This window comes from Dietzia sp. IBK-p2-15D (genome assembly GCF_057773105.1).
Window position 1 is genome coordinate 81,249 of record NZ_JBYMTK010000009.1, and the last position, 18,669, is coordinate 99,917.

General features: G+C 69.5%; 16 protein-coding genes, 1 tRNA gene and 1 other RNA gene. 14 read left to right on the forward strand and 4 right to left on the reverse strand.

The features are described from left to right. The first annotated feature begins 97 nt into the window (after positions 1 to 97). The 4 genes from ssrA (at position 98) to AC3DEV_RS12735 (ending at position 2,797) form a co-directional block, all read left to right on the forward strand. Positions 98 to 471: a transfer-messenger RNA gene (ssrA, locus tag AC3DEV_RS12720) on the forward strand. 159 nt (positions 472 to 630) lie between these two features. Further along, positions 631 to 1,368: a DsbA family protein gene (locus tag AC3DEV_RS12725; protein WP_067712411.1), complete on the forward strand. Its 738-nt coding sequence runs from the start codon at positions 631 to 633 to the stop codon at positions 1,366 to 1,368. Positions 1,369 to 1,526: 158 nt separating this feature from the next. Further along, positions 1,527 to 1,599 (forward strand) — tRNA-Ala (locus AC3DEV_RS12730). A 94-nt stretch (positions 1,600 to 1,693) separates the two neighbouring features. Next, positions 1,694 to 2,797 (forward strand): serine hydrolase domain-containing protein, encoded by a 1,104-nt coding sequence (locus AC3DEV_RS12735; protein WP_488372353.1) that lies wholly within the window; start codon positions 1,694 to 1,696, stop codon positions 2,795 to 2,797. Between the two features lie 21 nt (positions 2,798 to 2,818). On the opposite strand, the gene nadE is transcribed toward AC3DEV_RS12735, so the two are convergent. Next, complete coding sequence (gene nadE / locus AC3DEV_RS12740) at positions 2,819 to 3,688, reverse strand: NAD(+) synthase (RefSeq protein WP_488372354.1); 870 nt, start codon at positions 3,686 to 3,688, stop codon at positions 2,819 to 2,821. 258 nt (positions 3,689 to 3,946) lie between these two features. Here nadE and ykgO point away from each other — a divergent pair, with 258 nt between their 5' ends. The 5 genes from ykgO to nrdF all read left to right on the forward strand — a co-directional run bounded on the left by ykgO (position 3,947) and on the right by nrdF (position 8,627). Then, entirely contained in the window at positions 3,947 to 4,069 is a 123-nt protein-coding gene (gene ykgO, locus AC3DEV_RS12745) for a type B 50S ribosomal protein L36 (RefSeq protein ID WP_003852698.1), read from the forward strand. Positions 4,070 to 4,667: 598 nt separating this feature from the next. Next, a complete protein-coding gene (locus AC3DEV_RS12750; RefSeq protein ID WP_067712419.1) occupies positions 4,668 to 4,898 on the forward strand; it encodes a redoxin NrdH in 231 nt (76 codons plus the stop codon). Positions 4,899 to 4,958: 60 nt separating this feature from the next. Further along, the gene (gene nrdI / locus AC3DEV_RS12755) at positions 4,959 to 5,405 is read left to right on the forward strand and encodes a class Ib ribonucleoside-diphosphate reductase assembly flavoprotein NrdI (RefSeq protein WP_067712422.1); all 447 of its coding nucleotides are present in this window, start codon (positions 4,959 to 4,961) and stop codon (positions 5,403 to 5,405) included. A 68-nt stretch (positions 5,406 to 5,473) separates the two neighbouring features. After that, the gene (nrdE, locus tag AC3DEV_RS12760; RefSeq protein ID WP_488372390.1) at positions 5,474 to 7,555 is read left to right on the forward strand and encodes a class 1b ribonucleoside-diphosphate reductase subunit alpha; all 2,082 of its coding nucleotides are present in this window, start codon (positions 5,474 to 5,476) and stop codon (positions 7,553 to 7,555) included. 55 nt (positions 7,556 to 7,610) lie between these two features. Next, positions 7,611 to 8,627, forward strand: a complete 1,017-nt coding sequence (gene nrdF / locus AC3DEV_RS12765; RefSeq protein ID WP_488372356.1) for a class 1b ribonucleoside-diphosphate reductase subunit beta — start codon at positions 7,611 to 7,613, stop codon at positions 8,625 to 8,627. Positions 8,628 to 8,712: 85 nt separating this feature from the next. Here the strand turns inward: nrdF and AC3DEV_RS12770 are convergent, their stop codons facing one another. Then, complete coding sequence (locus AC3DEV_RS12770) at positions 8,713 to 9,849, reverse strand: ABC transporter substrate-binding protein (RefSeq protein WP_488372357.1); 1,137 nt, start codon at positions 9,847 to 9,849, stop codon at positions 8,713 to 8,715. Positions 9,850 to 10,103: 254 nt separating this feature from the next. Between AC3DEV_RS12770 and ctaD the strand changes: the two genes are divergently transcribed. From ctaD to AC3DEV_RS12785, 3 genes are all read left to right on the forward strand, one after another. Next, entirely contained in the window at positions 10,104 to 11,864 is a 1,761-nt protein-coding gene (gene ctaD, locus AC3DEV_RS12775) for an aa3-type cytochrome oxidase subunit I (protein ID WP_488372358.1), read from the forward strand. Between the two features lie 133 nt (positions 11,865 to 11,997). Next, positions 11,998 to 13,227 (forward strand): phosphoserine phosphatase SerB, encoded by a 1,230-nt coding sequence (serB, locus tag AC3DEV_RS12780; protein ID WP_488372359.1) that lies wholly within the window; start codon positions 11,998 to 12,000, stop codon positions 13,225 to 13,227. Beyond that, a complete protein-coding gene (locus tag AC3DEV_RS12785; protein ID WP_488372361.1) occupies positions 13,224 to 14,024 on the forward strand; it encodes a peptidyl-tRNA hydrolase in 801 nt (266 codons plus the stop codon). The genes serB and AC3DEV_RS12785 overlap by 4 nt, the downstream gene beginning before the upstream one ends. Positions 14,025 to 14,042: 18 nt before the next feature. On the opposite strand, the gene AC3DEV_RS12790 is transcribed toward AC3DEV_RS12785, so the two are convergent. Both AC3DEV_RS12790 and AC3DEV_RS12795 read right to left on the reverse strand, forming a co-directional pair. After that, on the reverse strand, positions 14,043 to 16,151 hold the full coding sequence (locus tag AC3DEV_RS12790) for an ATP-dependent DNA helicase (protein ID WP_488372362.1): 2,109 nt from the start codon (positions 16,149 to 16,151) through the stop codon (positions 14,043 to 14,045). Positions 16,152 to 16,288: 137 nt separating this feature from the next. Further along, complete coding sequence (locus AC3DEV_RS12795; protein WP_488372363.1) at positions 16,289 to 17,638, reverse strand: nicotinate phosphoribosyltransferase; 1,350 nt, start codon at positions 17,636 to 17,638, stop codon at positions 16,289 to 16,291. Between the two features lie 53 nt (positions 17,639 to 17,691). On the opposite strand from AC3DEV_RS12795, the gene clpS reads away from it, so the two are divergent. After that, complete coding sequence (clpS, locus tag AC3DEV_RS12800; protein WP_096907308.1) at positions 17,692 to 18,036, forward strand: ATP-dependent Clp protease adapter ClpS; 345 nt, start codon at positions 17,692 to 17,694, stop codon at positions 18,034 to 18,036. Positions 18,037 to 18,040: 4 nt separating this feature from the next. Continuing rightward, the gene (locus tag AC3DEV_RS12805) at positions 18,041 to 18,661 is read left to right on the forward strand and encodes a DUF2017 domain-containing protein (RefSeq protein WP_120286378.1); all 621 of its coding nucleotides are present in this window, start codon (positions 18,041 to 18,043) and stop codon (positions 18,659 to 18,661) included. Positions 18,662 to 18,669 lie beyond the last annotated feature (8 nt).

Sequence of the window (18,669 nt, forward strand, 5' to 3'; positions counted from 1 at the left end):
GGTGCTCGCCTGACCGGGGAGAGCGGGATCACCCTGGCGGGCGGCGTGTCACCGGGGTAGGGTGGGGAGTCCGTCGGCGGAAGTCGGCGGTCCTGACGGGGCTGACTTGGTTTCGACTACGTGAGTTGACGCAGGGGAAGCGTGCCGGTGCAGGCCAGAGACCACCGTAAGCGTCGTGGCAACCAATTACGCGCCGATACCAATCAGCGCGACTACGCCCTCGCTGCCTGATAGCGAGCCCGTAGTCTGTCGGCCCGGGGTCGCTCTCGCCCCGGTCACCGGCATCATCTAGAGAGATCACCGGCTCACCCGGTCACGGGGTGGGTCGGGACATCACACAGTGACTGGGATCGTCATCACCGACATGTCCGCATGAGGGTGAGATCCGAGTAGAGGCCAACGCGGACTGCGCACGGAGAAGCCCTGCCGATGCTGCGGAGGACCCGGGTTCAATTCCCGGCAGCTCCACCATTCGGGCCACACCCCCGGTCGACACCGACCGGGGGTGTGGTGCATTTGCATCGATGGTGCGCGCGCGGGGTCGCTCCCGCCGCTTCGGTACCCTCTGGCGTAGTGCCGGTCACCCGGAAGAGGTCGACGGTCTCCCAGTAGAGAAAGGCCTGCGTACACGTGAACGCCAAGCCCAACAAGAACACCAAGGTCCTCCAGACCAAGTCCAACAACGGGATGATCATCACCGTGGTCGCGCTCATCGCGGTCGCCGTCGTGGTCCTCGGAGGCGTCGTCTGGATGGCCCAGCGGGGCGGAGAGGCCAACCCCATCACGTTCGGCGAGACCAACGACGAGCTGATCGACATCACCGAGGCCGGCGTCGTCGTCGTCGGCCCGGACGAGGCGCCGACCGTCCAGATCTGGGAGGACTACATGTGCCCCGCATGTGGCTCCTTCGAGGCGCAGTACGGTGAGTCCATCTCCGAGGCCGTCGAGGCCGGGGATCTGCAGGTCGAGTTCCACACCCTGAACTTCCTCAACGGACAGTCCGGTTCCGGTGAGTACTCCACCCGCGCGCTCGCGGCCATCCAGTGTGTCGCGGCCAAGGACTCCCTGCCCGTGTTCTTCGACGTCAAGAATGCGTTCTTCGCCGAGCAGCCGGGGGAGGGCGGCGGCGACCTCTCGGCCCGCGAGCTGGCGGACATCGCGGAATCGGCCGGCGCGAACGCGGACTCGGTCGAGTGCATCGGCAACGTCGAGTCCAACGGCGGCATGGACAAGGCCTCCGACAGTGCGGACAACGCCCAGCAGAGCATCCGCGAGATCACCGATCGCGTGTCCACCCCGACGGTCGCCCACGAGGGCGAGGTCGTCGACATCGGCAACGCCGCCTGGCTCCAGGACATCATCGCGTAACTCGTCCGGAGAACCGCCCGGTGCTCGTTCCGGGTACGTACGTGTGGCCCGGCCCCGCCCTTCCCGGCGGGGCCGGGCCCGATTTGGAGGCCCGAACCGTGGTGGTGTAACTTAGGTCGGGCCGGTCACCGAGAGGTGAGCGGCGGACAAATGGATACGGGGCTATGGCGCAGCTGGTAGCGCACCACACTGGCAGTGTGGGGGTCAGGGGTTCGAGTCCCCTTAGCTCCACCGAGGACGAGATCCCGGGACAACGGAAACGATGTCCCGGGATCTCGCCATTTGGCGTCTTCCGCCATCCGGTCCGCCGTCGTAGTGTCGGGGTGTGGCGGGCCCAGGGGAGATCACGGACGTCGTCGACGTGCTCGACGCGCTCGTCGACCACGGTCGGCTGGTCGGATACGTCTGTGGCATCCGCCAGAGCGGGCGCTCCAGGATCGTCTCCGGCGGTGCCCGCACCGTGGGCGGACCCGCGCTGGGGGAGGACGCGGTGTTCCCACTGTCGTCCAACACCAAGCCGGTCGGCGGGATCGTGGCGATGCGTCTCGTGGAACGAGGCGTACTGACCCTCGACGACCCGGTGGACACGTTCTTGCCCGAACTGGCAGACCCGCGCGTGCTGGCGACGCCGGGCGGCCCGCCGGACCACACGGTCCCGGCCGAGCGGCCCGTCACGCTGCGGCACCTGCTCACCATGACCGCGGGTGTCGGCTGGGCGGGGGAGAACCCGGCGCTGTCGGAGGCGATGTCCGAGCGCGGGGTCGCCCCGGGACCGTACGCACCGGCCGTCGCGCCGGACGAGTATCTCCGGCGCCTGGCGGAGCTGCCCTTAGCGGGCCAGCCGGGCCAGCAATGGTGGTACCACACCAGTAGCGACGTCCTCGGGGTGCTCCTCGCCCGCGCCACCGGCTCGTCCGTGACCGAGTTGCTGGCCGAGCACCTCACCGGGCCACTGGGGCTGGCGGACACGGGGTTCACGGCCGACCTCTCCCGTCTCCCCACCTCGTACGGCCTCGGGCCCGACGGCAGGGTTTCGCCACTGGACACCGCGAGCAGGTTCGCGGTGCCGCCGGTCTTCGAGTCCCTCGCCTGCGGCCTCGCCGCGACGGTGGGCGATTATCTGGAGCTCTTGGGTGTGCTCGTCGACGGTGGCCCGGTGCTCGATGCGGAGAGCGCACTGCTGATGACCACCGACCATCTGACCGCGCCGCAGCGGGCGAGTGCGGAGGGTTTCCTCGGGCCCGGCTGCGGCTACGGGTTCCAGGTGGAGGTCCGCCCGGGTGGCGTGGTCGGCTGGGCCGGGGGACTGGGAACGATCGGGTACGTCGACCGCGGCACCGGGCGGGCCGCGGCGGTCTTCACCACCCAGTCCTATGACGTCCCCGCCACACCCGAGGCGCTCGAGACCGTGTGGTCGCTGCTGCGCTGACGACTCGTTTCCTCAGACCGCTCAGCGCCACCACGTGTCGAGCGGGGTGGCGGGCACCGTGCGCTTGTGGCGCGAGCCCAGGAACAGCTGCTCGATGCGCGCGGAGGCCTCGGGCGGGACCCCGTCGCGCCCCTCGAGGTAATCGTCGATCTGGGTGTACGTCACCCCGAGCGCGACCTCGTCGGGCAGGCCCGGCCGGTCGTCCTCGAGGTCGGCGGTGGGGACCTTGCGCCAGGTGGAGTCCGGCGCGCCGAGGTGGCGCAGCAGTGCCGCGCCCTGTCGTTTGGTGAGACCGGTCAGGGGGGTCAGGTCGACCCCGCCGTCGCCGTACTTGGTGAAGAAGCCGGTGACCGCCTCGGCGGCGTGGTCGGTGCCGACGACGAGGAGGTTCAGTTGCCCGGCCACGGCGTACTGGGCGATCATCCGCTCACGCGCCTTGACGTTGCCACGGACGAAGTCACGGAGCGGCCCCGCCTCGTCGGGCAGAGCCGTGAGTGCGGCGGAGGCGGCCTCGGAGGCGGCGTCGGAGGCGGGGCGGACATCCACCGTGAGGCTCTCGTCCGGATGGATGAACTCCAGGGCCGCCTGCGCGTCGGCCTCGTCGGCCTGTTCGCCGTAGGGCAGGCGCATCGCCACGAACCGGGCGCGCGACATCCCCTCGTCCCTGAGTCGCTCCGCGGCGAGCTGGCAGAGCCGGCCGGCAAGGGTGGAGTCCTGCCCGCCGCTGATCCCCAGGACGAAGCCCGTGGCGGGGGTCGAACGGAGGTAGTCGGCCAGGAACGTGACCCGCGACTCGACCTCCTCCGCGGGATCGATGTCGGGACGGACGCCGAGTTCGGCGATGATGGTGGCGCGCAGGGCAGCGGCGCGGTCTGTCGTGGTCTCGGTCATGGCGTCAGCATAGGAACCACGTGTGACGACCGCGTGACATCTCCGCCGGTGGCCGCGAGTGCCCGGAGCGCGGTCGGGGTGCGGCCGGGGTGCGGGCGGGGTGCCGTTCGTCGCCGGTTGGAGTTCTGGCCGGGCAGTCCGTTACGATGGACCAGTTGTGTGTCGTACATCCGACCTTTCGGGACGGGCGTGTCGCACAGTGATCCCCAGTCGTGTCGGCGGCCATAGCGGCCGCCCCGAGAGCCTAAGGAGCGCCAGATGAAGGTCCGCAAGTCCCTTCGGTCGCTGAAGAACAAGCCGGGCGCCCAGGTTGTCCGTCGTCGCGGCAAGGTCTACGTGATCAACAAGAAGGACCCCCGTTTCAAGGCCCGCCAGGGCTGACATGTCCGCGTGAGTTCTCACGCACCCTCGAGGGCCCGCCACCGGTTCGCCGGCGGCGGGCCCTCGTCGTCGTCGTACTCTTCCCGGCGCCCACCACTGCCTCGTGGGACGACTCGCACCCGGCGGTGAACCGTCCCCGGCCCGCCACATCCGTCCACGCCCCGGACGCACGATCAGCCACGTGCTTGTGGAGGGCGTGGGGACAATCTGTGGGGTCTCTGGGGAGCTCCTGTGGGATGCAGACCCGCCGCTCCGGGACGGTGATCGGCGTGCGACCGTAGGGGTGCGCGGCGCTGGATCGACGGTCCGGGGGCGGGGTTCCCACCGGGGGCCCACGGTGTCCACAAGGCGGGATCGCGACCTGGGAATACCAGCGATGTAAGACCAAAATGTTGTGGTCGATTGACTCGCTGGCCACTAGGGGTAGTGTCTAGAAGCGTTGCGGCTCCAATGAATGTCACTCGTGGGATTCGGACCGTGACCCCCGACAGACACCGCGGTTATCCACAGGCCGGGCGAGAGCCCGGGCCCGGGAAGCCGCTACGAGAAGAGTCCCTCGCGCCGTCCGGGCGCCGTGCCGAAAGAGGTCCTGAGACACATGGTCACCGTCTACACCAAGCCCGCCTGCGTCCAGTGCAACGCCACCTACAAGGCGCTCGACAAGCAGGGCATCGAGTACGAGATCATCGACATCTCGATGGACGACGAGGCTCGGGAGTACGTCATGGCGCTCGGGTACCTCCAGGCGCCCGTCGTGGTCGCGGGCTCCGACCACTGGTCCGGCTTCCGCCCGGACCGCATCAAGGCACTCGCCACCGTGGCGGCCTGACTGCGCGGTCGTAGTCCGACGGCGCGGTAACACCAGGATTCCTTCGACAAGGGGGCGGCGATGGCGGCTCCGATACCGGCCGAGAAGCCGGTGAGGATCGTCTACTTCTCCAACATCTCCGAGAACACCAAACGATTCGTCGACCGGCTCGGTCTCCCCGCACTGCGTATCCCGGTGCGGAGGACCGAGCCCGTCCCGACGGTGTCGGACCCGTATGTTCTGATCGTTCCGACCTACGGGGGAAGCCTCGAGATCACAGGCAAGAACGGCGCCGCGGTCCCGCGGCAGGTGGTCGCGTTCCTCAACAACGCGCACAACAGAAGTCTCTGCCGGGGAGTCATCGCCGGCGGCAACACCAACTTCGGACGGGATTTCGGTCGCTCCGGCGACGTGATCGCCGAGAAGGTGGGGGTCCCGTACCTCTACCGCTTCGAGTTGATGGGCACACACGAGGACGTCATCCGCGTCCGAGAGGGATTGGAAGAGTTTTGGCAGCACCAACCGTGAACCCCGAGAGCATCACCGCGGGAGAGGCGGGCGAGGGTCAGCGTCTCGACTACCACGCCCTCAACGCGATGCTCAACCTCTACGACGCGGACGGGAAGATCCAGTTCGACGCGGACCGTCGGGCGGCGCGGGAGTACTTCCTGCAGCACGTCAACCAGAACACGGTCTTCTTCCACAACCTGGACGAGAAGCTCGACTACCTGGTCGAGAAGGACTACTACGAGCGCGAGGTGCTGGACCAGTACGCGCGCAACTTCGTCCGCGAGCTGTTCGACCACGCGTACGCCAAGAAGTTCCGCTTCCCGACCTTCCTCGGCGCGTTCAAGTACTACACCTCGTACACGCTCAAGACCTTCGACGGGAAGCGCTACCTCGAGCGCTACGAGGACCGCGTGTGCATGGTGGCGCTGACCCTCGCCGCCGGCGACCAGGTGCTGGCCCGGCAGCTGGTGGACGAGATCATCGACGGTCGCTTCCAGCCGGCCACGCCCACGTTCCTCAACTCGGGCAAGAAGCAGCGCGGGGAGCCCGTCTCGTGCTTCCTGCTGCGCATCGAGGACAACATGGAGTCCATCGGCCGCAGCATCAACTCCGCGCTGCAGCTGTCCAAGCGCGGCGGCGGCGTGGCACTGCTGCTGTCCAACCTCCGTGAGCACGGCGCGCCCATCAAGCACATCGAGAACCAGTCGTCGGGCGTCATCCCCGTGATGAAGCTGCTGGAGGACTCGTTCTCCTACGCCAACCAGCTCGGGGCCCGCCAGGGTGCCGGCGCCGTGTACCTGCACGCGCACCACCCGGACATCTTCAAGTTCCTCGACACCAAGCGGGAGAACGCGGACGAGAAGATCCGCATCAAGACGCTCTCCCTGGGCGTGGTGATCCCGGACATCACCTTCGAGCTCGCCAAGCGCAACGACGACATGTACCTGTTCTCGCCGTACGACGTCGAGCGGATCTACGGCAAGCCGTTCGCGGACGTGGACATCTCGGAGCACTACCACGAGATGGTCGAGGACAGCCGGATCAAGAAGACCAAGATCAACGCCCGGCACTTCTTCCAGACCGTCGCCGAGCTGCAGTTCGAGTCCGGATACCCGTACATCATGTACGAGGACACCGTGAACCGGGCAAACCCGATCGCCGGCAAGATCACGCACTCCAACCTGTGCTCGGAGATCCTCCAGGTCTCCACGGCATCGGAGTTCAACGAGGACCTGAGCTACTCCGAGGTGGGTAAGGACATCTCCTGCAACCTGGGATCGCTCAACATCGCCAAGGCCATGGACTCGCCGGACTTCGGGCGGACCATCGAGACGGCGATCCGGGGACTGACCGCGGTCTCCGACCAGACCCACATCGACTCCGTGCCCTCGATCGAGCGGGGCAACTCGGAGTCGCACGCGATCGGTCTGGGGCAGATGAACCTCCACGGCTACCTCGCGCGTGAGCGGATCCACTACGGATCCGAGGAGGGCGTCGACTTCACCAACATCTACTTCTACACGGTGCTCTTCCACGCACTCCGGTCGTCCAATGCGATCGCGCGCGAGCGCGGGACCTGGTTCGCCGGGTTCCCCGAGTCGAAGTACGCCTCGGGTGAGTTCTTCGACAAGTACACCGACCAGGTGTGGGAGCCGGCCACCGACCGGGTCCGCACCCTGTTCTCCGAGGCCGAGGTGACCATCCCGACGCAGGAGGACTGGCGCGCACTGAAGGCCGACGTGCAGAAGTACGGCATCTACAACCAGAACCTGCAGGCCGTGCCGCCGACGGGGTCGATCAGCTACATCAACAACTCGACCTCGTCGATCCACCCCGTGGCGTCGAAGATCGAGATCCGCAAGGAGGGCAAGATCGGGCGCGTCTACTACCCGGCGCCCTACCTGACGAACGACAACCTGGACTACTACCAGGACGCGTACGAGATCGGCTACGAGAAGATCATCGACACGTACGCGGCGGCCACCCAGCACGTCGACCAGGGTCTGTCACTGACCCTGTTCTTCAAGGACACGGCCACCACCCGTGAGGTCAACCGAGCCCAGATCTACGCGTGGCGCAAGGGCATCAAGACCCTGTACTACATCCGCGTGCGTCAGCTCGCGCTCGAGGGCACCGAGGTCGAGGGCTGCGTCTCGTGCATGCTCTGACCGCCCGGCCGCACGCCTGCGTCCCCAACCCCACACGCCACCAGGAGGAGATCCGATGACCGCCGAGCTGCACGCTCCGGGATCCCACAGTCCCGCCGCAGGCATCCAGCCCAAGCTCGTCGACCGGGTGTCGGCCATCAACTGGAACCGCGTCCCCGACGAGGTCGACGATCAGGTCTGGGGCCGGCTCACCACCAACTTCTGGTTGCCGGAGAAGGTGCCGGTCTCCAACGACATCCCGTCGTGGCAGACCCTGACCGAGTACGAGCAGCAGCTCACCACCCGCGTCTTCACCGGCCTGACCCTGCTGGACACCCTGCAGGGCACGGTCGGCGCGGTCAGCATGATCCCCGACGCGTCGACCCCGCACGAGGAGGCGGTGCTCACCAACATCGCGTTCATGGAGTCGGTGCACGCCAAGAGCTACTCGACGATCTTCTCCACGCTGTGCTCGACGCCGCAGGTGGACGACGCGTTCCGCTGGGCGGAGGAGAACCCCTTCCTCCAGAAGAAGGCCAAGATCGTGCTCGGGTACTACGCGGGGGACGATCCGCTCAAGCGCAAGATCGCCTCGGTGATGCTCGAGTCGTTCATGTTCTACTCGGGTTTCTACCTGCCCATGCGGTGGTCCTCGCGTGCCAAGCTCACCAACACCGCCGACGTCATCCGGCTCATCATCCGCGACGAGGCCGTGCACGGCTACTACATCGGGTACAAGTACCAGCGCGGCCTCGAGCAGGTCACCCAGGCAGAGCGGGACGAGCTCAAGGACTACACCTTCGAGCTGCTGTTCGAGCTATACGACAACGAGGCGGACTACACCGAGGATCTCTACGATCCGGTGGGCTGGACCGAGGACGTCAAGAAGTTCCTGCGGTACAACGCCAACAAGGCGTTGATGAACATGGGCTACGAGGGCATGTTCCCCAAGGACGAGACCGACGTCGACCCGGCCATCCTGTCGGCACTGAGCCCCAACGCCGACGAGAACCACGACTTCTTCTCCGGCTCCGGCAGCTCCTACGTCATGGGCAAGGCCGAGGCCACGGAGGACGAGGACTGGGACTTCTGACACACCGGAACCGCCTCACGACGCCCCTGCGACCGAACGTGGTCGCAGGGGCGTCGTCGATCCACTGTCGTGGAGGGACTGCTGGCTACCCGTCCGGTGCGACCCCGTTGATCGATCCCCGGATGTCGTCGAGGACCGCCCGCGCCGCCACCGGGCCCGCGCCCTCCCACACGGCACGGTCCACCACGAACACGCGCTGCGATCCCACGGCGTCGAGGTCCGTCCACCTGTCCGAGGCGAAGACCTCCCGCGCCTCGTCCTCGGAGCCGGGCCCGCCTCCCACCACCGCGAAGATCACATCCCCGTCCAGTTCGTCACCCACGGCCGGGGACTGCGGCAGGGGCGGGAGGCGCTCGCCGTCGCGCGTGCGTTGCGCAGGGTGGCGCTCGGCACCCACGGCCTCGAGCATCAGGGAGCCCAGCGTGTCCGGCCGCTGCACCTCCACGCCGTCACCGTCCCCTCCGGTCACCGACACCAGGGAGACCCGGGTGTCCGACGGGGTGGTCGCGTCGGCGGTGCGCTGCGCCCGCTCGATCACATCCAGCAGCAGATCGCCGCCGGCGCGGGGCCGACCGTAGGCGTCGGCGATCGCCTCGGTGGCCTCTGTCCAGGCGAGGACGTCGGCGTCGTAGACCACGGTGGGGGCGACATCAGTCATGGCGGCGACGACGGCCGGGTCCACCTCGTCCGACCCGGCCAGCACGATGAGGTCCGGACGCAGTTCCCGCGCGGCCCGCGCGACCTCGTCGGGGTCCGCGCCGACGAGGGGGCCGACCGTCGGGAGTCCGGTCAGTGAGTCGGGCAGGTAGACGTCCGCACCGTCGGGTAGGCCGGACGTGCCGACGACGAGGTCCTGCAGCCCGAGGGCACAGGCCGTGTCCACCGCACCTGTGCCGAGCGCCAAAATCCTCTCCGGCGACCGCGGAACCTCCACCCGGTCCGGACCCGGCCCCTCCGTGGGGACCCGGCGGTCACCCGACCCGGGGAACTCCCCGGGGACCGGTGCCGGGGCGCACGACTCCTCGGGCTCCGCCGAGCGCTGCAGCTCCTCACCGGCCATCCGCGACGGGGTCGTCGTCATCGGGTGCTCGACCATGTCGACGGGGGAGGGGCCACACGCCACGAGCGTCAGCCCGGCCGCCAGGGGGACCGCCGCCCTGACGGCGCGCCGCGCATACCCCCGCGCGGGGTGTCGGCGGGGGGCGGTCACGGAATCGGTCATGGGACAACAGCCTAGGAGATCGGCCGGGTGGGGTCGCTCACGCGGAGGTCGCGGGCGGGCGGCGGGTGCCCGCCCCGGCGTGCCGGACCACGGCGCGATTAGCGGGGGTGACCACCGGTGACGAGTTCGACGGGGCGGGTGGGCGTCTCTCTCAGGCGGGGGTTAGGATTGCGGTCACGCACTATTCCTATGCGTTCGACGTGGGGTCGGTGGTTCGACCCGCGACGTCGGGTGAGGCGTTCAGGAGGACCCTTATGACCGCAGTGGCCCCCAAGCCGGTCCACGAACTCGACCACCCGCCGGGTGAACCCACGGGTGATGCCCGGCCGGGCTCGTTCGTGTGGAAGATGCTGACGACGACCGACCACAAGTTGCTCGGCATCATGTACATCGTCACCTGCTTCATCTTCTTCTTCGTCGGCGGCCTCATGGCGCTGCTCATCCGGGCGGAGCTCTTCTTCCCGGGTATGCAGTTCCTGTCGAATGAGCAGTTCAACCAGCTGTTCACCATGCACGGCACGGTGATGCTGCTGCTCTACGGAACCCCGATCGTCGTCGGATTCGCGAACTACATCATGCCGCTGCAGATCGGCGCCCCCGACGTGGCGTTCCCGCGCCTCAACGCGTTCGGCTTCTGGCTGTTCTCCGCGGGCGGCACGATCATGCTCTCCGGCTTCCTGACCCCCGGTGGCGCGGCGTCCTTCGGCTGGACCATGTACATGCCGCTGGCGGACAAGATCCACTCGCCGAACGTCGGTGCGGACCTCTGGATCCTCGGCGTCGGCATCGGCGGTATCGGCACCATCCTCGGCGCCGTCAACTTCGTCACCACCATCATCTGCCTGCGCGCACCGGGTATGACGATGTTCCGGATGCCGATCTTCACGTGGAACATCCTCGTGGCGTCGGTCCTCATCCTGCTGATCTTCCCGCTGCTCACCGCGGCCGCGCTCGGCGTATTCTACGACCGCACCTTCGGTGGTCGCATCTACGATCCGGGCAACGGTGGCGCCATCCTGTGGCAGCACCTGTTCTGGTTCTTCGGTCACCCCGAGGTGTACGTCCTCGCGCTGCCGTTCTTCGGCATCGTCTCCGAGGTCTTCCCGGTCTTCTCCCGCAAGCCGCTGTTCGGCTACGCCGGCCTGGTCTTCGCGACCCTCGCGATCGCCGCACTGTCGATGGCCGTGTGGGCGCACCACATGTACGTCACCGGCGCGGTGCTGCTGCCGTTCTTCTCCTTCATGACGTTCCTCATCGCGGTCCCGACCGGCGTGAAGTTCTTCAACTGGATCGGCACGATGTGGCGCGGCAAGATGACCTTCGAGACGCCGATGCTGTTCGCCCTCGGCTTCATCATCACCTTCCTCTTCGGCGGTCTGACCGGCGTGATGATGGCCTCGGCGCCGATCGACTTCCACATCTCGGACACGTACTTCATCGTGGCGCACTTCCACTACACGCTCTTCGGCACCATCGTGTTCGCCACGTTCGCCGGCGTGTACTTCTGGTTCCCCAAGATGACGGGCCGGATGTACGACGAGCGGCTCGGCAAGATCCACTTCTGGCTGATCTTCATCGGTTTCCACACGACGTTCCTGGTGCAGCACTGGCTGGGCAACCAGGGCATGCCGCGCCGGTACGCCGACTACCTGGACTCGGACAATTTCACGGTCCTCAACCAGATCTCCACCGTCGGTTCGTTCATCCTCGGCATCGCAATGCTGCCGTTCATCTGGAACATCATCAAGAGCTGGCGCTACGGGGAGATCGTCACGGTCGACGACCCGTGGGGCGCGGGCAACTCCCTCGAGTGGGCGACCTCCTGCCCGCCGCCGCGCCACAACTTCGTGACGCTGCCCCGGATCCGCTCCGAGCGCCCCGCGTTCGAGCTGCACTACCCGCACATGAGCGAGCGGATGCGTGCGGAAGCCCACGTCGGTGGACGGGTCAAGGCACAGGACCCGGACTCGGCCAAGGATGTGGCCGACCGGGGACCATCCCCGCAGAAGGGCTGACCGCCCGCCCGTACTCACCCACGGGCGTAGGTCCCGGGAACCCCGTCGGCAGGCTCGTCCACCGGCGGGGTTTCCGCTTGTCAGGCCCCGCAACACCAGCACCGCCTTCCCCGATCACCTGTCAGGAGTACATGTGAGCACCACCGGCACCCCGGCTCTCCTCACCGTCACCGGGCCCGACCGCCCGGGCGTGACCGCGCGGGTGATGTCCGTTCTCGCGTCCCACCACGCCGATCTGGTCGACGTGGAGCAGGTCGTCGTCAACGGCCATCTGTCCCTGGGTCTCATGGTCCGGGTGGACGACGGCGCCGATGTGGTGACCGTCGTCCGGGAGCTCACCGAGCAGGTCCACGACCTCGGGATGCATCTCGAGGTCCAGTTCGACGACATCGCCCCCGCGGCCCCGCCCTCCACTCACGCGGTCGTGATCCTCGGCAGCCCCGTCCCGGCCTCCGCGTTCTCGGCCGTCGCCGGCTCGCTGGCCTCCATCGGCGCGAACATCGACACGATCCGCGGGATCGCCGACTACCCGGTCACCGGTATCGAGTTGCACGTGTCCACCGTCGGCCGGGACTCGGCCGACGATGCCCGCCTGCGCGAGACCCTCGCCCCCCTCTCGGACGCCCACGGCGTCGACATCTCGGTGGACCGGGCCGGGCTCGGCCGTCGGTCCAAGCGACTGGTGGTGTTCGACGTGGACTCCACCCTCGTCCAGGGCGAGGTGATCGAGATGCTCGCCGCGCACGCGGGTAAGGAGGACGAGGTCCGGGCCGTCACGGAGCGGGCCATGCGCGGAGAGCTCGACTTCGCCCAGTCCCTGCACGAGCGTGTCGCGACTCTGGCGGGTCTGCCCGCCACCGTGCTGGACGAGGTCGCCTCGAGCATCGTGCTCACGCCCGGTGCCCGCACCACCATCCGCACGCTCAAGCGGCTGGGGATCCGTTGCGGGGTGGTCTCCGGCGGCTTCATCCAGGTGATCTCCGGCCTCGCCGAGGAGCTGGGACTCGACTTCGCCCGCGCCAACACCCTCGAGATCGTGGACGGCACGCTCACCGGCCGGGTGGTCGGCGAGGTGGTGGACCGCGAGGCGAAGGCCGCCTACCTCCGCGAGTTCGCCGACGAGCTCGGCATCTCCCTGAGTCAGACCGTCGCGGTCGGTGACGGCGCCAACGACATCGACATGCTCACCACCGCCGGGTTGGGGATCGCGTTCTGCGCGAAGCCCGCCCTCCGCGAGGTGGCGGACGCGTCTCTGTCCAAACCGTTCCTCGACACCGTGCTGTTCGTGCTGGGGATCACCCGCGACGAGATCGAGGCCGCGGACACCGCCGCCGGGACGTACCGCCGCGTCCCCCTGACGTGACCGGCGCGCCCGGGGCGGGGGAGGGCGCTCCCGAGCCCGATGCGCCCGTGAACGGCGGCCCGGCGACCGGCGCCGCGCTCGACTGGTGCCACGCCCGACTCCGGGCGGGCTCGGCCGGCGCGGAGGACCCCGAGGATCGTGCGACCGTTCGGTCGATGCCGATCGTGCTGCACCTGCCCAAGGCGGACCCGCCGGCCCGGACCCCGCTGCTCGAGTCGGTGGCCGGCGCGGTCGCGGCGCTGTGCCTCGACGAACGGGTCGCCCCGGGAGGGCCGTGGCACGAGGCCTACTCCGCGTGGTTGGACGCCCGGATGCGCAAGATCGCCCGACGGGCCCGCGGCGCCCAGTGGCGGGCCTCGCTCGAGGTCCCCGGGGTGACCCGGGAGATCGACGGCGCCGCCGCTCGGGCGTTCGTCCCCGGCCCGGTGGACGAGGTGGACCCGCGGCTGGCCAGACTGCAGATCGGCGGTACCGACCTCGAGCGTGACGAGCCCGGCGCGCCGCCCGAGGAGACGCCGGTGGTGTGGATCGACGGTGCGCTCGAGATGTCGACGGGAAAGGCGGCGGCGCAGGTCGGCCACGCGGTAATGCTGCTCATCGCCGCGATGGAACGCGATCGTCTCGATCGCTGGCTGGCCGACGGACTCCCGGTCGCGGTCCGCGAAGCCGATCCCTCCCGGTGGCGGGACCTGGCGGAGGCGGTGGCCGCCGGGGCACCGGGAGTCGCTGCGGTGGTGGACGCCGGCTACACCGAGGTGGCGCCTGGGTCGCTCACGGTCATCGCCGTCGACGCCTGAACGGCGCCCGGGGAGCGTTCAGGCGTCGCGCAGGCGCTCCAGGGCCCCGGTCACGACGTCCTTGTCGGTGGTCTGCCAGAACGGCGGCAGGGAGGCGCGCAGGTAACCGCCGTACCGTGCGGTGACCAGGCGGGAATCGAGCACCGCCACCACGCCGCGGTCCTCGGTGCGGCGGAGCAGCCGGCCCACACCCTGTGCGAGCAGGAGGGCGGCGTGGTTACCGGCGACGGCGAGGAACCCGTTCCCCCCGCGGGCCGCCACCGCACGCTGACGCGCCGAGAGCAGCGGATCGTCGGGACGGGGGAACGGGATGCGGTCGATCACGACCAGCGACAGGGTCCGTCCCGGGACGTCGACGCCCTGCCACAGTGAGAGGGTGCCCACGAGGGTCGTCTCCTCGTCGGCGGCGAACGTGGCGACGAGGTTGGCCGTCGAGTCCTCGCCCTGGCAGAGGACGGGCGTGTCGAGTCGTTCGCGGAGCAGTTCGGCGGCCGCCTTCGCCGCGCGCATCGACGAGAACAGTCCGAGCGTGCGGCCCCCGGCGGCGGTGATGAGATCGACCAGTTCCTCCTCGGCCGCGGGCGACGGGCCCTCCCGGCCGGGCGCGGGGAGGTGAGCTGCCACGTAGAGGATGCCGTTGCGGCGGTAGTCGAACGGGGATCCCGCGTCGAGGCCCGTCCACCGCAGTGCGCTCGCGTCGTCGTCGGAGGGCGGTTCGAGCGACACCGCGCTCGCCGTGTCCGGGCGTGCCGACGAGGCGGGCGGCAGTCCCCAGGTGGCGGCGAGCCCGTCGAACTTCCCGCCCGTGGTGAGGGTCGCGGAGGTGAGGATCACCGTGGACTCGGCGAACAGGCGGGCACGCAGGAGCCCGGCGACGGACAGAGGAGCGACGCGCAGGATCCGTCCACGCCGGTCCTCCACGCTCATCCACACGATCTCGAGGCGATCGGTGACCGGCCGCTCGAACGACGAGAGGATGCGGTCCGCGGCGTCGGCGATCTCATCCAGCGCGGCGAGGGTCTTCTGACGGTCGGAGGCACCCTGTGGGTCACCGGCGGCCTCTCCGGGCTTGGGACCCGGGACCGCGCTCCGGCAGTTCTCGGCGGTGTGGCGGACAGCGGCCAGCGCGAGGTCCGCGCCCTCGGGCATGAGGTCCCATCGCGCCTCGGGACAGATCTCCAGCAGCGTCGCGAGACCCTCCCCGGCGGCGACCATGCGGTCCGCGGTCTGCTGGTCGACGAGCTTCGCCGCCCGGCGCGCGGCCTGGATCACGGCCGCGCCGGTGAGTTCGGCGGTCGTCACGCCGGTCACCCGGTCGGACAGCTCGTGGGCCTCGTCGATCACCACCGCGTCGTGTTCGGGCAGCACGGAGACATCGGTCATGGCGTCGATCGCGAGCAGCGCGTGGTTGGTCACCACCACGTCGGCGCGGCCGGCCTCCTGGCGCGCCAGTTCGGCGAAGCACTCGGAGAACTCGGGGCAGACCTGCCCCAGACACTCGCGACTGGTCACCGACACCTGTCGCCACGCCGCGTCGGAGACGCCGCGGGGCAGGTCGTCGCGGTCGCCGGTGTCGGTGTCCTGCGCCCAGTCGTGCAGGCGGGCGATCTCGCGGCCCAGCCACGAGCTCGGGCCGGTGTCCCTGGGGGCGGCCTCACGTGGGGTGCGCGCGGCCGTGGACTCGCCGCCGAGGGGCAGGTCGAACAGCTCCTCGGTCTCCACCTCCTCCGGGTCGGCCTCGTCGACCGGCCCCGAGCTCACCCGGTGCAGGCACAGGTAGTTGCCCCGGCCCTTGAGGATCGCGTGGGAGGGACTCACGCCGAGTTCCGGGCGGAGCGCCTTGGACAGGCGCGGAAGGTCGCGGTCGACCAACTGGTTCTGTAGCGCGATGGTCGCGGTGGAGACCACCACGGTGTTCCCGGTGGCCACGGCGTGGCGCAGCGCCGGCACCAGGTAGGCCAGGGACTTACCGGTGCCCGTGCCGGCCTGGACGGCGAGGTGTTCCCCCGTCGCCAGGGCGTTGCCCACGGCCTCGGCCATCGTCACCTGGCCCGTGCGTTCGCTGCCGCCCAGACCCGCGACCGCGGTGGCGAGCAGGTCGGAGACGGGGGGGAGCGAGTCGGTCACGCGGATACCCTAGCGGCCGCACCGGACAGTGGCCCGGGCCGCCGGGCGGCTCGGGGGGCAGACCCGGGCGGCTCGGGGGCAGACCCGGCCGGCTCGGGGCCCACCCGGGTGCGTCGGCGATCGACCGACTGCTCCGCTCAGCGGGTGGCCGGGGGGATGACCCTCACGGGGATGGCGGGGTCGCCCTGACTCAGCGCGAGCCCCTCCCACGGCAGGGACACCATCACGGCGGCGTGGTGGGCGCGTGACTGTTCGAGGGTCGGGAGCCCGGGTACGGTCTCGCCGCCCCGGATCAGCGGGACCATGAGATCGCGCGTCTCGAGACCGGGCTCCCCGGGGGCGTCCCCGGACCACGGCAGCAGCACCTCCTCGACGGCGGTGCCCGAGCGGCGGTGGTGGCGGACCGCCCGCTTGGCGCCGGGCAGGGACTCCTTCTGGGCGGAGCGCTTGGCCACGGGGATCCCGTCGACCTCGACGAGTTTGTAGACCATGCCGGCGGTCGGGGCGCCCGAGCCGGTCACGAGCCGGGTGCCGACGCCGTATACGTCGACCGGCTCCGCGCGCAGAGCGGCGATCGCGTACTCGTCGAGGTCGCCGGAGACCACGATCCGGGTGTTGCGGGCGCCGAGGGCGTCCAGCTGACCGCGGACCTGGCGGGCGAGCACCCCCAGGTCCCCGGAGTCGATGCGGACGCCGCCGAGTCCGGGCCCGGCGACCTCGATCGCCGTCGCCACGCCCTTCGCGATGTCGTAGGTGTCCACCAGGAGGGTGGTGTCCACACCGAGGGTCTTCACCTGCGAGCGGAAGGCGGCCGCCTCGTCCGGACCCTCCGGGCCGGTGTGCAGCAGGGTGAACGAGTGGGCGGACGTCCCGGCGGACGGCACCCCGTGCCGACGCGTCGCCTCCACGTTGGAGGTGGAGGCGAACCCGGTGAGGTAGGCGGCCCGGGCCGCGGCGACCGCTGCCTCCTCGTGTGTGCGGCGGGACCCCATCTCGATGATGGGGCGGCCGTACGCCGCGGAGGTCATCCGCGCGGCGGCGGAGGCGATCGCGCTGTCGTGGTTGAGCACGGACAGGACCAGGGTCTCGAGTACGACGCACTCCGCGAACCCGCCCCGGATGCTCAGCACGGGCGAGCCGGGGAAGAACAATTCGCCCTCCGCGTAGCCGTCGATGTCACCCGTGAAACGGAAGTCGCGGAGCCAGTCGGTGGTCCGCTCGTCGAGCGAACCCGACAGCGCCTCGATCTCCTCGTCGTCGAATCGGAAGTCCGCCACGCGTTCGAGGAGCCGACCGGTGCCGCCGACCACCCCGTACCGACGGCCGGAGGGCAGGCGTCGGGCGAAGACCTCGAACACACACGGCCGGTCGGCGGTGCCGTCCGCCAGGGCCGCCCGGATCATGGTGAGCTCGTACTTGTCCGTGAGCAGGGCGGTGGACGGTCGCCCGGTGGGGGGCGTGACATGGGAGGGAGTCGGCGGGGTCACGGGGGCGACTCTACGGCGTGGCCTACCCGGCGGGAATCCGTATCCTGGGTTCCATGCACCCTGTGACGACACCGCTTGCGGCCGTCCGGAGCACCGCCCCGGTGATGGCGATGCCGTCGGCCGCGCCCGTGGAGTCCACGGACGCGGACCTCGACGGTGGGGTGGACAGCCCCTGGCTCACCGTGGTCTGGGACGACCCGGTGAACCTGATGAGTTACGTGACGTACGTGTTCCAGCGGGTGTTCGGCTACAGCAGGGAGAAGGCGCATGACCTGATGCTCAAGGTCCACAACGACGGTCGGGCGGTGGTGTCGTCCGGCAGCCGCGACAAGGTCGAGAACGACGTCCGCAAGCTGCAGGAGGCCGGACTGTGGGCCACGATGCAGCGGGAGGCGTGAGGCGGTGAAGGCGTGGCAGCGCAAGGCGTCCCTCGGTGGGGCGCGCATCAAGTCGGTCATGGAGAACCACGAGGTGCAGATCCTGCACGCCCTGGTCTCCAACGTGGTGGACATGCTCGAACAGCGCCGGGACTCCGCCCCGCGCGATGAGCTGGCCGAGATCACCGGTATGCGCAGCGGCCACTCGCAGGTGCCCGCCGAGGCGCCCCTGGCGCGGTTGTTGCCGGACTTCCACCGCCCCGAGGCGGCCGACCGTGCGGACGGGTCCGACACGGACGGGGCGGCCGTCGCGCGGGCCCACAACTCGGGCATGCGGATGATCCACGAGCCGGCGATCATCGACGCGAAACTCGGCTGCGCGGGCGTGGTGTTGCGTTCGTTGCCGTCGCGAGGCGGGACGGTCTCGCTGACCCTCGAGCAGGCGAACTCGTGGATGCGGTGTCTCAATGATGTGCGACTGGGGCTGGGCGCGGTCCTGCTGGAGGCGGGCTCGTCCGACGGGGTCGCCGCCACCGACATCCCCGAGTACGTGCCCGACGATGACCCCCGGTCCGCCCAGTTGGACGTGTACCACTGGCTGACCTTCATGCAGGACTCCCTGTGCACAGCCCTCGACGGGCAATGAGGAGAACA

Excerpts from the sequence above, each read along its gene's own strand:
- nadE (WP_488372354.1), bottom strand. The coding sequence starts at position 3,688 with ATGACCGAGACCACGACAGACCGCGCCGCTGCCCTGCGCGCCACCATC.
- ykgO (WP_003852698.1), top strand. The coding sequence starts at position 3,947 with ATGAAGGTCCGCAAGTCCCTTCGGTCGCTGAAGAACAAGCCGGGCGCC.
- AC3DEV_RS12750 (WP_067712419.1), top strand. The coding sequence starts at position 4,668 with ATGGTCACCGTCTACACCAAGCCCGCCTGCGTCCAGTGCAACGCCACC.
- nrdI (WP_067712422.1), top strand. The coding sequence starts at position 4,959 with ATGGCGGCTCCGATACCGGCCGAGAAGCCGGTGAGGATCGTCTACTTC.
- nrdE (WP_488372390.1), top strand. The coding sequence starts at position 5,474 with ATGCTCAACCTCTACGACGCGGACGGGAAGATCCAGTTCGACGCGGAC.
- nrdF (WP_488372356.1), top strand. The coding sequence starts at position 7,611 with ATGACCGCCGAGCTGCACGCTCCGGGATCCCACAGTCCCGCCGCAGGC.
- AC3DEV_RS12770 (WP_488372357.1), bottom strand. The coding sequence starts at position 9,849 with ATGACCGATTCCGTGACCGCCCCCCGCCGACACCCCGCGCGGGGGTAT.
- ctaD (WP_488372358.1), top strand. The coding sequence starts at position 10,104 with ATGACCGCAGTGGCCCCCAAGCCGGTCCACGAACTCGACCACCCGCCG.
- clpS (WP_096907308.1), top strand. The coding sequence starts at position 17,692 with ATGCACCCTGTGACGACACCGCTTGCGGCCGTCCGGAGCACCGCCCCG.